This window comes from Streptomyces chartreusis (assembly GCF_008704715.1).
GTDB lineage: Bacteria > Actinomycetota > Actinomycetes > Streptomycetales > Streptomycetaceae > Streptomyces > Streptomyces chartreusis.
This window is the reverse complement of record NZ_CP023689.1, coordinates 2,064,324-2,078,539: the sequence shown is the minus strand read 5'-3', so window position 1 is coordinate 2,078,539 and position 14,216 is coordinate 2,064,324. Positions and strand designations below refer to the sequence as shown.

Sequence of the window (14,216 nt, the reverse complement as noted above, 5' to 3'; positions counted from 1 at the left end):
CATCCCCGGCGGGTGCGCGCCAGGATGGACCCATGAAGCTCACGAAGAAGTCGCACTCCTGTGTCCGCCTGGAGAAGGACGGACAGACGCTCGTTCTCGACCCCGGCGGGTTCAGCGAGGAGGACGCCGCGGTCGGCGCGGACGCGATCCTCGTCACACACGAGCACCCCGACCACTTCGACGAGGCGCGGCTGCGGGCGGCCATGGAGGCCGACCCGGCGGCGCAGATCTGGACGCTGAAGTCCGTCGCCGAGCAGATCTCGGCGGCGTTCCCGGGCCGCGTGCACACCGTCGGCCACGGCGACACCTTCACCGCCGCCGGCTTCGACGTCCAGGTCCACGGCGAACTGCACGCCGTCATCCACCCGGACATCCCGCGCATCACCAACGTCGGCTACCTCGTGGACGGCGGGCGCATCTTCCACCCGGGCGACGCCCTCACCGTGCCCGAGCACCCGGTCGAGACGCTGATGCTCCCGGTCATGGCGCCCTGGAACAAGATCGCGGAGGTCATCGACTACGTCCGCGAGGTCAAGCCGCAGCGCGCCTACGACATCCACGACGCCCTCCTGACCGACCTGGCCCGGCCGATCTACGACCGACAGATCGGCGCCCTGGGCGGCTCGGAGCACCTGCGCCTGACGCCGGGGGACTCCGCGGAGCTGTGACCGGCCCCACCCCGGGCGGGGCCGGGTTGTCAGTCCCGCCCGGTAGGTTGTGAGACATGCGCATCGCGACCTGGAACGTGAACTCGATCACCGCACGCCTGCCGAGGCTCCTGGCCTGGCTGGAGAGCAGCGGCACCGACGTGCTGTGCCTCCAGGAGGCCAAGGTCTCCGAGGACCAGTTCCCGTTCGAGCCGCTGCGCGACCTCGGCTACGAGGCGGCGGTCAACGCCACCGGCCGGTGGAACGGCGTGGCGGTGCTCTCCCGCGTCGGCCTCAAGGACGTCGTCAAGGGCCTGCCCGGCGACCCCGGCTACGACGGCGTGCAGGAGCCCCGGGCCGTCTCGGCGACCTGCGGTCCGGTCCGCGTCTGGTCGGTGTACGTGCCGAATGGCCGCGAGGTGGACCACCCCCACTACGCCTACAAGCTCCAGTGGTTCGAGGCGCTGAAGGCGGCCGTCGCCGGCGACGCGGGAGGGAGCCGCCCGTTCGCCGTGCTGGGCGACTACAACGTGGCGCCGACGGACGACGACGTCTACGACGTGGCCGCCTTCGAGGGCCTCACCCACGTCACCCCCGCCGAGCGCGCCGCCCTGACGGCGCTGCGCGAGTCCGGCTTGTCCGACGTGGTCCCGCGCCCCCTGAAGTACGACCACCCTTACACCTACTGGGACTACCGCCAGCTCGCCTTCCCCAAGAACCGCGGCATGCGCATCGACCTGGTCTACGGCAACGAACCGTTCGCCAAGGCCGTCAGCGACTCCTACGTGGACCGCGAGGAGCGCAAGGGCAAGGGCGCCTCGGACCACGCACCGGTGGTCGTGGACCTGGACGTGTAAGGCACCCGGCCGCGGTCACGGCACCAGCGCCCGCAGGTCCACCGACCGGGCCATGGCGGCCAGCCCCGGGTCCCCCGGGTGCAGATGGTCCCCGCTGTCGTAGGCGGGAAGCATCCGGGAGGGCTGTGCCGGGTCCCGTACGACCGCGTCGAAGTCGAGCACCCCGTCGTACACCCCGGCGCCACGGATCCACGCGTTGATCTCGACCCGCTCGGCGTCGGCCGCGGCGGTGCAGCGCGCCTCGCCCGCGCACGGCAGGATCGTCGCCGCCAGCATCCGCAGCCCCCGCGCGTGCCCACGGTCCGCGATCTCGCGCAGCCCGGCGATCACCTGCTCCGCGGTCGTGTCCCAGCGCACATCGTTGATGCCCTCGAACACGACGGCCGTACGCGCCGACGTCTGGGCCAGCACATCGAGGTCGAACCGGTGCAGGGCGCTCACCCCGGCCGTGTCGGTGGAGACGCCGTCCCCGGGGTAGCGGTCGGAGACCACACGGTTTCCGGAGATTCCCTGGTTGAGCACCCCGTAGCGCGGGACCGCACTCTGGTTCAGCAGCCGTGTGGCGAGGACGTTGGGCCACCGCCGGTTCGCATCCGTCGTGGACTTGTCGCCGTCGGTGATCGAGTCACCCAGCAGCACCACGGACCCCGGCCCGCCGCCCACGTCGACGCCCGTCAGCAGCGGCCAGCTGGTGAGCACGGTCGGATAGGCGGAGGCGGCGAGGTCCGCCGTGTGGTCGCCCGGCTCGCTCACGTACGACCGCTGCTGCGCGAGCCGGTGCACGGGCGCGGCCGGCACGGTCCCCGGCAGATGGAAGCTCACCAGCAGGTTGGTGTCGGCGGGCACGGCGAAGCCGAGCGGATCGCTGTACGCCTGCGCGCCCGCCGGGACCTCCACGCCCGCCGCGCCGCCGAACGACAGCCGGACCGGCGTCGCCTTCGCCGCCGCGCCCGACTGCTGCACCGCCACCGTGGCGCCACCGATCCGCACCGGCCCCGCAGCGAAGGTGTTGTCGAACCGCAGCCGCACCCGCGGCCCGCCCGCCGAGGTGTGCACCACCAGACGCAGCGTCCGGTCGGTCCACGGCCCGACGGTCGGATAGCCGCCCGTCGCCGCGGCCCAACTCCCCGTCCAGCCCGGGGCCGGGGACCGCACCGCCACCGCGAACACATGCAGCCCGGTCGCCTGCGGCAGCCGTACGGAGGCGACCTGGCTCCCCGCGACCAGCGGCACGGTCACCACGTACAGCCGCGCGCGCTCGGCGAGTTGGCCGCCGGGTGTGTTGATGTGCGGCAGGGCGACCGCCTTGGTGGCGAGCGGGCCGGTGCGCCAGTCGGGGGCGGTCAGCCGGTACCCGGACCGGGCGCCGTCGGCGTAGACCACCGTCCCCGCCGCGCCCACGTCGATGCCTGCCGTGCCCGCCACCAGGAAGGCGAGCGCGTCTCCGCGGCCGCGCACCCGCACGTCCTGCCCGGCGGCGAGAACGTTGTCGGGCTCGCCCGGCTGCCGGTCGGGCCAGGTCAGCCGGGCGCCCTGCACGGTCAGCGCACGGCCCGGCGTCCACCCGGCGGCGGCGAGGTCCTGCGCGGACAGAGAGGCGCCCGACCCGTCGAAGTCGGCTGCGGCGGGACGGGCGTCGTCACTGACGGCCGTGTTGTCGAAGAGCCGCTCCAGCGGGAGCGGCACGGCTCTGCGCTCGCCGGACGCATGGGCGGAGACACCCGGCACCAGGGCTGCGAAGAGGGCAAGGACGACCGCGGAGATCCACACACATCGGCGCACGGCCGACTCCTCCCGTTCACGACCGCTCAGGACTGCGGATGACTGCGCATGACAAGTTCGGGCAGGACACTCAGAAGAGAAGTGCTTGCGAGATTTTCAGGTGTGAGTCGTTCCGACGAGACGCATGACGCACGGAGAAGTTAGAGAGGCACCCGTGACCCGTCAACGAGCCATGCCACAAGTCGGCGTGAACTCGACCGGAATCGACGGTCCGCGCGCCTGTGGTGCGTTCGGCCGTGCGAATGACACGCTGTGCGTATGAAGATCCCTTTTCTTGGCCATCGGCCCGAGAAGCGCGGGGCCCCCGACCCCGAGGGCATCGCCGAACTGCTCTCCGAGTGCGAGCTGCTGCGTTCCCACGCGTCCCGGGCGGGGATCCAACTCGATGACACCGTGGCCTCGTTGGAGGCCCTCGATCAGCTGCTGCCGCGCTGGCGGGACGACGAGGAGATCCTGCCCTGGCTGGGCAACGACGCCGGGCTGTACCTCGGCACCGTCATCGTGCGTACCGTGCCCGGCGCCGCCTGGGAGATCTGGCCGGACGGTCAGCCGGTCGTCCGGCTCGCGTCCGGCCGGGAGTTCGACGTCGTCGCCTCCGGGCGGGAGTGGGCCGTGAGCGGCGTGCCGGAGCTGTCGCAGCTGTACGCGGAGGTCGCGGAGGCCTGAGGCCCCGGCCGTGGGGTGCGGCATAAGTACCAAGTAAATACGGCTTATGTCCGAAAAGTGCGTGTCGTCCAATAAGTCAGCTCTTGTCCCGCTAGTTTGCGGTCATCGCTGTACTGAACAGGACTGGGGCTGGGCATGGCTGGCGATCCACCGATCGTGCCGCGTGACGTCGACAACCATGTGGGGGACTTGTCGCTTCGTGGTCCGTGAACCCTTCCGGCCCCGCCGGGTCGGACCTCGACTACGATGTTTCGTCCGTCCCCAAGGCCGTGGCGGTGGCCCCGCCCACGACCAGGGACGCTGCTGCCGGGTGGGGATCCCCCCACGGCCCCTGGGGACAGGGGCAGCAGGGGGCAGCAGTCACAGAGCCATACCCGTCCGGCGCCGGCCGGAGATCACTGTTCGCGCAGTGGAATCGACACGTACGACGGGTCGTTCGCCGGCGAGGAGAAGGTCAGCCGCGCGCCGGACGGGTTGTGCTCGATGTAGAGCGGGTCGACCGTGTCGACGACCATCGCGAGGCGGTGCCCTGCCGGGACGTCGTAGGACGTGGAGTACAACTCCAGGTCGAGACCGAACGGCTGTCCGGGTGTCCGTCCGTGGAAGGTGTACGGCGCGTTGCTGACCAGCTTGCCGAGGCCGAGCGGGCCCACGTCGTACAGATAGGCGACGAGGGTGCCGCTCTCCTTGGTCGGGGTGACGGTGGTGTGCAACTTCGAGGTGCCGCGCACACGTTGGGCCGAGGAGTACTTCTCCGACTGCCATACGGCCGCCCAGCGGCGGGGCAGCAGCGGGATCGCGGCCATCGGGGGCACCTGGGCCACCTGGTCGAGGATGCTGGACAGGAAGACGACGCCGCCGTTGGCTCCCGAGTCGACGTTCGCGCGGATCGTCGTCGTGCCTGCCAGGGAGATCTTCTTGTCCGTCGCGCCGACCGACTTCCAGTCCGGGTAGCCCTCGTAGGCGCCGCCGGACCGGGACTTGAGCTGGACCGGCAGCTCCCGGTTGATGCCGTTGTCCTCGCCCTTGAGGTAGTGGTCGAACCAGCGCTCGGTGTCCGTCCACACGTCGTTGGGCAGGCCGAACAGCCCGGTGAGCTCGGCGGTGGCGTGGTCGCCGGGGCGGAAATCCAGCCGCTTCGGGCCGGTGAGCTTCTCGTAGAAGTCCGCGTACTGGTTGGGCGGGAAGATCGTGTCGCCCCAGGCGTTGGCCATCATGACCGCGGCACCGCTGTCGTTGAGTTGGTCCACGTATGTACCGACAGAACGTTTCTTCCCCCAGTTGATGATGTCCTGTTCCTTGGACAGGTTGGAGGCGTAGAAGTCGTCGAAGATCTGCCGGAGTTCGGCGCCCTGGCGGCCGGTGATCAGGCCCGCGCCGTCGAGCAGCGCGGCGGCCTGGACGTGCTGGGTGCGGCCCGAGTAGATGGAGCCGATGAGGTCGGCCCAGCCACTGAGGGCGGCGACCGCCCGGACCCGTTTGTCGTGCGCGGCGGTCAGCAGGCTGATGCCGGCGCCGTACGAGACGCCCGCCATGCCGATCTGCCGTGCGTCGGCCGGGGTGTTGGCGAGCGCCCAGTCGATGACCTTGGACGCGTCGGCTATGTCGGGCGGCCCGGCCACTTCTATCTCGCCACCGGACTGCCAGAAGCCGCGCACGTTGTAACTGACGACGACGTAGCCCGAGTTCGCGAGCTTCTGAGCCTGTGCGAAGTACTCGACCTGGGGCAGGCCCCAGCTCGTGGGCATGACGAGCAGCGGGTAGCGGTGCGTGCCGTCGGCGCCGGCCGGCGTGACGACGTTCGCCTTCAGGGTGGTGCCGCCGTCGCCGCCGATGTCGACGAACCGGACGCTGTTCGGGGCGGCTTGGGCCGCGGGGGCGAGCCCGAGGGCGCTACCGGCGACCAGGGTCGCGGAGACGGCGCCCACGGCGGTCGTACGCAGTGCCTTGCGATGGGTTCCCACGGGTCACTCCTCACTCGTGTCAGTGCAAAGTGACCCGACGGTAACCGCGGCCTCTTACCGCAAGTAACCCGTCGGTAAGTTACGTGCCAGTAACGATATGCGGAATGTGGCGGACCTCAGGAGGCACGGTGGCTATTGCGGGGAGCCGCGGGTGTCGGCAAGGGGGTCTGCGCGGCGCGTGTGACATCGGCGACCAGCTCCACCACGTCCGGGCCGTACGCCTGCGAGTTGACCACCTTCAGCAGCACGGCGAAGGTGCCGTTGCCGTGCTTGCGGGACAGCCGCTCGTGATTGCGGGCGAGATAACGGGTGGCCGCCTGGTTGGTGATGGCGGTCTGCCCGCAGAACAGGAAGACCGGGCGCGGGCCTTGGCTCTCGCCGACGGTGAGGCGGGCCAGAAGCGCGTACTCCTCCTTGCCGACCTCCACCCGGTAGCGCTCGGAGCCGATCTGGAACGCACCCCGGTCCGGGCCGGGTTCGGAGTCCACGTTCACGAGCACCCCCGGCAGGAGCGAGGCGAGGTGCGCCGCCATGCGCCGGTTCGACGCCGGGCCGCCGACGCAGAACTCGGTGCGCTCGCCGAAGCCCTGGCGGGCCGCGTCGTGCGGGATTATCTGGGCGTGGGCGTTGCAGTCCTTGATCAGGGCGGCCAGTTCGAGCAGCGCGAACACGTCGTAACGCATCACCGTCAGCTCGGGCCCGCCGGCCCCGCGGTTGACCACCAGCAAGGACTCGGCGTTGTCGGGCAGCCCGAAGAAGGCCTGCTTGCGGCGCAGTCTGCGCTTCCACAGATAGGTGCGCGCGAGCCAGCCGAGCGTGGCACTGATGCCGGCCGCGACCACGCCCAGGACGATGTTGCGTACGTCGTCATTCATGGGCGCGCATGGTAGCGGGCGAACGCAAACCCACGTTCGACGAAAGACGGCGAGGGCAGGCTGACGCGGGCATGCCGATCGAATAGGCTGCGCGAACGGTCCCTGACTGGAGGTGCTGATGCGTCGCCCTGTCGCGCGGAAACTGTCGGTCCTGGCGATCTCGGTCGCCGTGGTGTCAGTGGGAGCGGCGGCACCGCCCGGCACCGGCACCCATGCCGTCGAGAAGGTTCCCGTGGCCGTCGGATACGGCGGAGCCGTGTCGAGCGTCGACGCCGATGCCTCCGCGGCCGGCATCGAGGTCCTGCGCAAGGGCGGCAACGCCGTCGACGCCGCCGTCGCCACGGCCGCCGCGCTCGGTGTCACCGAGCCCTACTCCGCCGGCGTCGGCGGAGGCGGCTACTTCGTCTACTACGACGCCGGGTCCCGAACTGTGCGCACCATCGACGGCCGGGAGACCGCGCCGCTGAGCGCCGACTCGGGCCTGTTCACGGAGAACGGCACCGCGATCCCGTTCGCCGAGGCCGTCAGCAGCGGCCTCAGCGTCGGTACCCCGGGTACGCCCGCCACCTGGCAGAAGGCCCTCGACCAGTGGGGGAGCAAGAGCCTCAGGTCGGTCCTGAAGCCCGCCGAGCGCCTCGCCCGCGACGGTTTCCGGGTCGACGACACCTTCCGCTCGCAGACCGCCGCCAACGAGGCCCGGTTCCGCTACTTCCCGGACACCGCGAAGCTGTTCCTGCCGGGCGGCGCGCTGCCGGTCGTCGGCTCCAGCTTCAAGAACCCCGACCTCGCCCGCACCTACGCCGAGCTGGCGGACAAGGGCGTCGGCGCGCTCTACCGGGGCGACATCGCCGACGACATCGTCGACACCGTCGACAACCCGCCCGTGGACCCGGCCTCCGGCTGGAACGCCCGCCGCGGCGACCTGACCGCGAAGGACCTGGCCGCCTACCGGGTCAGGTCGCAGGCGCCCTCGAAGACCTCCTACCGCGGTCTGGGCGTCTACTCCATGGCGCCCTCCTCCTCCGGCGGCACCACCGTCGGCGAGGCCCTCAACATCCTGGAGAACACGGACCTGTCGAAGGCGAGCGAGGTCCGCTACCTGCACCGCTACATCGAGGCCAGCCGCATCTCCTTCGCCGACCGCGGGCGCTGGGTCGGCGACCCGGCCTTCGAGGACGTACCGACGAAGGGGCTGCTGTCGCAGCGCTACGCCGACTCGCGGGCGTGCCTGATCAAGGACGACGCCGTGCTGACGAGCCCGGTGGCGCCGGGCGACCCGCGCGACCCGGCGTCCTGCGACGCGCGCGGCACCGCCGCCCCGACCACCTACGAGGGCGACAGCACCACCCACCTCACGGTGGCCGACAAGTGGGGCAACGTCGTCTCGTACACCCTCACCATCGAGCAGACCGGCGGCAGCGGGATCACCGTCCCGGGCCGCGGCTTCCTGCTCAACAACGAGCTGACGGACTTCTCCTTCACCCCGGCGAGCCCGGCCGTGCACGACCCGAACCTGCCGGGCCCCGGCAAGCGCCCGCGTTCGTCCATGTCGCCGACGATCGTCCTCGACCGGCACGACAAGCCCGTCGTGGCGCTCGGTTCGCCCGGCGGGGCCACCATCATCACCACCGTGCTCCAGACCCTGACCGGGTTCCTCGACCGGGGCCTGCCGCTGGTCGACGCGATCGCCGCGCCGCGCGCCAGCCAGCGCAACGCCGCGACCACGGAACTCGAACCGGGCCTCTACGACAGCCCGCTCAGGACTCGGCTGGAGGCCATCGGGCACGGCTTCAGGGCCAACCCGGAGATCGGCGCGGCCACCGGCGTACAGCGACTGCCGGACGGCAGGTGGCTCGCCGCCGCCGAGAAGGTACGACGCGGCGGCGGCTCGGCGATGGTGGTGCGATCGGCGCGGTAGCGCCTCAGAGCTCGGGGGCGGGCGGCAGGTCTTCCGTGCGGAAGGCGAGCTGCCCGTCCGCCACGTCGACCGTGACCCGGCCGCCCTCGCCGATCCGGCCGTCCAGGAGCAGCCGGGACAGCTGGTTGTCGACCTCTTTCTGAATGGTGCGGCGCAGCGGGCGGGCGCCGTACTCCGGCTGGTAGCCGCGCTCGGAGAGCCAGTCGACGGCCGCGCCGGTGAACTCGACCTCGACGCCCTGCGCGTGCAGCAGCCGGCGGGTCCGGTCCAGCAGCAGATTGGTGATCCGTTCCAGCTGCTCGGGCGTCAGCCTGCGGAACACGACGATCTCGTCGATGCGGTTGAGGAACTCGGGCCGGAACTGCTGGCGCAGCGGCCGCAGGATCCGCTCGTTGCGCGCCTCCTCGTCGGCCTCCGTGTCGCCCGAACCGAACCCGATCCCGGCGCCGCCGCGGCCGATCGCCTCCGAGCCGAGATTGCTCGTCATCACGATGACCGCGTTGGTGAAGTCCACCGTGCGGCCCTGCGAGTCGGTCAGCCGGCCGTCGTCCAGCACCTGGAGCAGGATGTTGAAGACGTCCGGGTGCGCCTTCTCGATCTCGTCGAGCAGCAGCAGCGAGTACGGGTGCCGCCGCACCACCTCGGTGAGCTGGCCGGCCTCCTCGTGACCTATGTAGCCGGGCGGGGCGCCGATCAGCCGGCTCACGGTGTGCCGTTCCTGGTACTCGCTCATGTCCAGGCGGACCATGCGCTCCTCGCTGCCGAACAGCGACTCGGCCAGCGCCCGCGCGAGTTCGGTCTTGCCGACGCCGGTCGGGCCGAGGAAGAGGAAGCTGCCGATCGGCCGGTCGGGGCTCGCCAGCCCGGCCCGCGAGCGCAGCACCGCGTCGGACACCACGCGCACCGCCTCGTCCTGCCCGACGACCCGCTCGTGCAGATGGTCCTCCAGGCCCAGCAGCCGGTCCTTCTCCTCCTCGGTGAGGCTGCTCACCGGGATGCCGGTCTGCCGTGACACCACCTCCGCGATGGCCTCGGCGGTGACCTCCAGGTCGATGCCCTCGTCGACCTCCTCGTCCCCGGAGGCGTCCGCGATGCGCTTCTTCAACTCGACGATGCGGTCCCGCAGTTGGGTCGCCTGCTCATAGCTCTCGTCGGCGACGGCCTGGTCCTTGTCCCGGGTCAGCTGCTCGACCTCGCGCTCCATGGCCCGTACGTCCGTGCCCTTGGTCCGCGCGCGCAGCCGTACCCGGGCGCCGGCCTGGTCGATCAGGTCGATGGCCTTGTCGGGGAGCCGGCGGTCGGTGAGATAGCGGTCGGACAGCTCCACGGCGGCCACCAGCGCCTCGTCGCTGTAGCGGACCTGGTGGTGGGCCTCGTAGCGGTCGCGCAGTCCGCGCAGGATCTCGATGGCGTCGGTCGCGGTCGGCTCGGGCACCAGGATCGGCTGGAAGCGGCGGGAGAGCGCCGCGTCCTTCTCGATCCGCCGGTACTCCTCCAGCGTGGTCGCGCCGACCACATGCAGTTCCCCGCGGGCCAGCGCCGGCTTGAGGATGTTCCCGGCGTCCATGGACCCGCCCTCGCCGCCGCCCCCGGCGCCCACGACGGTGTGCAACTCGTCGATGAAGACGACCAGTCGGTCGGAGTTCGCCCGGATCTCGTCGACGATATTGGTGAGCCGCTCCTCGAAGTCACCCCGGAAACGGGTGCCCGCGACCACTCCTGTCAGGTCCAGCGCGACCACCCGGCGGCCACTGAGCACGTCCGGCACGTCGCCGTCGGCGATCCGCTGGGCCAGGCCCTCCACGATCGCGGTCTTGCCCACGCCCGCGTCACCGATCAGCACCGGGTTGTTCTTGCCCCGCCGGGACAGCACCTCGACGGTCTGCTCGATCTCCTCGTCCCGGCCGATCACCGGGTCGATACCGCCCTGGCGGGCCAGGTCGGTGAGGTCGCGGCCGTACTTGTCGAGCGTGGGCGTGCCGGTGTCGACGCGGGGCCGCTGGTCGACGCCGGGGCGGGACTGCGTCGAGTCCGGCGCCTCGGGCGGCATGCCGGAGGGCGCGAACCGGGCCGCGTTCAGGATGTGCCCGGCCGCCGAGTCGGGGTTCGCGGCGAGGGCGCTGAGCACGTGCTCCGGGCCGATGTAACCGGCTCCCCGCGCCCTGGCCAGGTCGTGCGCGTCCAGCAGGGCGCGCTTGGCGGCCGGTGTCAGGGACAGCGAGGTCGGCGGCGGGCCCTCGCCCGGCGGGTGCTGGGTCGGGCCCGAGCGCTCGTCGATCTCCGTCGCCAGCGAGTCGGGATCCGCGCCCGCCCGGCTGAGCAGACTCCGGGTCGGCTCGGCGGACAGCGCGGCGCGCAGCAGATGCTGGGTGTCCAGGTCCCGGCTGCCGTGCTCGGCGGCGTACTGCGCGGCGCCGCGCACCAGCTCCCGGGCCGGCTGACTGAGCAACCGCCCGATGTCGATCTGGCGCGGACCGGGACGCGGTCCGCCGAAGAAGCGGGCGAGGAATTCTCCGAAGGGGTCGTAGTCCTCAGGACCACTGAAGCCGCTGCTCATGGCGTTCCCATCCGGCTTCCCTGCGCGGGCAGGGTCGCCCTCGCTGATCGACGTGCCGGAGTCGGGTAACCCGGGCTGAAGCCGGTTACACCTGGCCGCGTTCGTAGAACACCTTCGCACGAACCGTGGCCGGGGGCACCTTCAGCGAAACGCGCAGGCAGCGGGGCCGCCCCCGGCCCGCGACGGGCCTCAGCGGGCCGTGAGGACGCGCGGTCCCGCGTCGGTGATCGCCACCGTGTGCTCCGCGTGGGCCGCGCGGGAGCCGTCGTTCGTGCACAGGGTCCAGCCGTCCGGGGCCGCGTGGTAGCCGTCCCGGCCGCTCGCGATGACCATCGGCTCGATGGCCAGCACCATGCCGCGGCGCAGCGGCATGCCCCGGCCCGGGCGGCCCTCGTTCGGCACCCCCGGGTCCTCGTGCATCTTGCGGCCGATGCCGTGGCCGCCGAACCCGTCCGGGACGCCGTATCCGGCCGACCGGCACACCGAGCCGATGGCGTGGGCGATGTCGCCGATGCGGTTGCCGACCACGGCCGCCCCGATGCCCGCCGCCAGCGCCCGCTCCGTCGTCTCGATCAGCGTCACGTCCTCCGGGCGCGCCCGGCCCACCGTGAAGCTGATCGCCGAGTCGCCCGCCCAGCCGCCCAGTTCGGCGCCGCAGTCGATGGAGACCAGGTCGCCGTCGCGCAGGCGGTAGCCGGTCGGGATGCCGTGCACGATCGCGTCGTTCACCGAGGCGCAGATGACGGCGGGGAACGGGGTGGGGGCGAACGACGGGCGGTAGCCGAGGAAGGGCGAGGTCGCCCCGGCGTCGCGCAGCACCTCGCGCGCAACCTCGTCCAGCTCCAGCAGGGAGACCCCCACGTCGGCGGCCTTGCGCACGGCCGTCAGGGCCTGGCCGACGACCTGTCCGGTCACGTACATCGCATCGATCGACTTGTCCGTCTTCAGTTCCACCATGCCAATTACTATACCGGTATTTAAATGGGGGTCGCTCGGGGGCGGTATTAGAATGGGTGCCATGGTGCGCACCCCTCTCACTCCCGAAGAGCGTGAACGCGGCGAGCGGCTCGGCCGGCTGCTCCGCGAGGCCCGCGGCGGCCGCAGCATGACGGAGGTCGCGGCGAACGCCGGGATCTCCGCCGAGACGCTGCGCAAGATCGAGACCGGCCGGGCGCCGACGCCGGCCTTCTTCACGGTCGCCGCCCTGGCCGCGGCCCTCGGGCTGTCGATGGACGAACTGGTCGGGCGGTGCGCGCCGGCCGTCGAGGCCGCCGCCTGAAAGGTGCGCACGTCACGTTCCGGTAGGTCCGGCGTACTCTGCGTTCAGTCGGAAAACTCCCCGTAGCACGTCCGTAACACGGCTGGTGTTGCCTAACGGACCGGAGTGCTCCGGTCTGGCGGGAGTTGAGCAATGTCAGTGGATCAACTCCCGGCTCGGATGCGGGAGTTCGTTAACTACCTGGACGGTCTCACGGCGCGCCTCGACCAGGGCGGCGGCTGGTGCGCGGTGTTCTGGCAGCGTGACCCCGAGGGCATGCGGGCCTGCCTCGCCGGCCGCGAGGTGCCGCCCTGGGACGTGGTGGAGTCCCTGCTGCAGGACCTCGCCGGCCAGTACGGCCCCGGCGGCGCCGGCCCCGAGACGGAACGCGCCCGCGCCCTGCACGCGGCAGCTCTCGCCGCCTACGACGCCCGTCCCGGCGGGCGCGACGCCATCCGGGACCGCCTCGACGTCATGCTCCGCGAACAGCACTACGCCGCCGAACGGCAGGCGGAACTGAGCCGGTTGCTCACCTCCGCCACCAGCCGCGACCAGGCCGAGGCCATCCGGCTCGACCTCGCCTGGGCCCGCGACGACCACGAACGCGCGACCGCCCGATGCGCCGAACTCCGCTTCCGGATGACCGACTTGGACCGCCGCGCGGCGAGCGCACGGGAGCGGGTGATCCAGCGGGACCGGTTCGGTGAGGGTCGTGCCGATGGCGGCTCGGCCGCCGACCCGGCCGAATGGCACGCGCGTGCCGGAGCGCCCGACGGTCCCGGCCCCGGTCAGGAGCGGATCGCCGGTGCGTATGTCGCCGAGAGCGCGGCGAGGGTGCCCGATGAGCCGGACACGCGGCACACGCAGGAGCCGCACACCGACCCCGCTCCCGTACCCAAGCAGCGCAAACGCCGCCGCGGCGGCGCCCGCTTCGCCGGGATGGCCGAGGAGGAGGCCGCCCCCGTCGTCGTACCGCCGACCGCCGAGCCCGTCCTGCCCACGCTGCCCGCCCAGCCCGCCGCCACCACCCGCCGCACCCCGCGCGGGGCCCGGTTCGCCGGGGCGGACGACGAGGGTGCGGCCGTGACCCCGGAGCCGCAGGCGCAAGCGGCCGGACCGGAGGACCGGCGGGAGGTCGCCGGGAGCGTCGAGGCGCTGGTGCGGCTGCGCCGTGAGGGGCGCAGCGGCGAGGCGCACGTACTGCTCGTCGAGGCCGCGCACTGGCCCGCCGTACGCCTGCCGCTGCTCGCCGCCGAGATGCAGCGCGCCGGACTCGGGGCGGACTGGGCGACCCTGCTGTGGGAGGCCGCCTCGCTGCCGGCCGAGGGGCTCGTGGCCGCCGCGGACGCGCTGACCGCCGCAGGGCGCGCCGAGGACGGGGAGCAGATACTGCGGCAGGGTGTGCTGCGGCCCGCGCCCGAGATAGGGCAGGCCGTACTGGGCCTGGCCGGCGCCGGACGCCGCCGCGAGGTCCGCGCGCTCCTCGACGCCTACGTCCGCGTGCGCACCCCGGAGGAGGCCGCCCGCAGCGTCGAGACGGACCCGCGGGCGCTCGTGCCGCTGCTGCTGGAGGCCGCCCGGGGCGTCTCCGAGGAGTGCCGGTGGGACCTCGTCCACGCGCTGCGGGTCGCGGGCTTCACCGCCTGACCGGGGCCCGCATCACCCGGCACACCCCTCCCACCGGCCCCATCC

The 14,216-nt window shown here is 72.1% G+C and carries 11 protein-coding genes; 6 read left to right on the top strand and 5 right to left on the bottom strand.

The genetic code is table 11. From position 1 onward, the window contains the following. Positions 1–32 precede the first annotated feature (32 nt). Positions 33–668, top strand: a complete 636-nt coding sequence (locus CP983_RS08655; RefSeq protein WP_150499169.1) for an MBL fold metallo-hydrolase — start codon at positions 33–35, stop codon at positions 666–668. A 56-nt stretch (positions 669–724) separates the two neighbouring features. Further along, positions 725–1,504, top strand: a complete 780-nt coding sequence (locus tag CP983_RS08650; protein ID WP_107907913.1) for an exodeoxyribonuclease III — start codon at positions 725–727, stop codon at positions 1,502–1,504. Positions 1,505–1,519: 15 nt separating this feature from the next. On the opposite strand, the gene CP983_RS08645 is transcribed toward CP983_RS08650, so the two are convergent. After that, positions 1,520–3,286 (bottom strand): SGNH/GDSL hydrolase family protein, encoded by a 1,767-nt coding sequence (locus tag CP983_RS08645; RefSeq protein ID WP_150499168.1) that lies wholly within the window; start codon positions 3,284–3,286, stop codon positions 1,520–1,522. 258 nt (positions 3,287–3,544) lie between these two features. Between CP983_RS08645 and CP983_RS08640 the strand changes: the two genes are divergently transcribed. Next, entirely contained in the window at positions 3,545–3,952 is a 408-nt protein-coding gene (locus tag CP983_RS08640) for a DUF6278 family protein (protein WP_107907914.1), read from the top strand. 395 nt (positions 3,953–4,347) lie between these two features. Here the strand turns inward: CP983_RS08640 and CP983_RS08635 are convergent, their stop codons facing one another. Together CP983_RS08635 and CP983_RS08630 are read right to left on the bottom strand one after the other, a co-directional pair. Then, positions 4,348–5,916 carry a CocE/NonD family hydrolase gene (locus tag CP983_RS08635; RefSeq protein WP_150499167.1) on the bottom strand — a complete coding sequence of 523 codons (1,569 nt, stop codon included), beginning with the start codon at positions 5,914–5,916 and terminating at the stop codon, positions 4,348–4,350. 116 nt (positions 5,917–6,032) lie between these two features. Next, positions 6,033–6,791 (bottom strand): hypothetical protein, encoded by a 759-nt coding sequence (locus tag CP983_RS08630; protein WP_107907916.1) that lies wholly within the window; start codon positions 6,789–6,791, stop codon positions 6,033–6,035. Between the two features lie 118 nt (positions 6,792–6,909). Between CP983_RS08630 and ggt the strand changes: the two genes are divergently transcribed. Then, complete coding sequence (ggt, locus tag CP983_RS08625) at positions 6,910–8,709, top strand: gamma-glutamyltransferase (protein WP_150499166.1); 1,800 nt, start codon at positions 6,910–6,912, stop codon at positions 8,707–8,709. Positions 8,710–8,713: 4 nt separating this feature from the next. Here ggt and CP983_RS08620 read toward each other — a convergent pair whose 3' ends face one another. Both CP983_RS08620 and map read right to left on the bottom strand, forming a co-directional pair. After that, on the bottom strand, positions 8,714–11,266 hold the full coding sequence (locus CP983_RS08620; protein WP_150499165.1) for an ATP-dependent Clp protease ATP-binding subunit: 2,553 nt from the start codon (positions 11,264–11,266) through the stop codon (positions 8,714–8,716). A 189-nt stretch (positions 11,267–11,455) separates the two neighbouring features. Next, complete coding sequence (gene map, locus CP983_RS08615) at positions 11,456–12,223, bottom strand: type I methionyl aminopeptidase (RefSeq protein ID WP_150499164.1); 768 nt, start codon at positions 12,221–12,223, stop codon at positions 11,456–11,458. A gap of 61 nt (positions 12,224–12,284) precedes the next feature. Between map and CP983_RS08610 the strand changes: the two genes are divergently transcribed. Beyond that, entirely contained in the window at positions 12,285–12,545 is a 261-nt protein-coding gene (locus CP983_RS08610) for a helix-turn-helix domain-containing protein (protein WP_030958005.1), read from the top strand. Between the two features lie 132 nt (positions 12,546–12,677). Beyond that, positions 12,678–14,171 (top strand): hypothetical protein, encoded by a 1,494-nt coding sequence (locus CP983_RS08605; RefSeq protein ID WP_150499163.1) that lies wholly within the window; start codon positions 12,678–12,680, stop codon positions 14,169–14,171. The last annotated feature ends 45 nt before the right edge of the window (positions 14,172–14,216 follow it).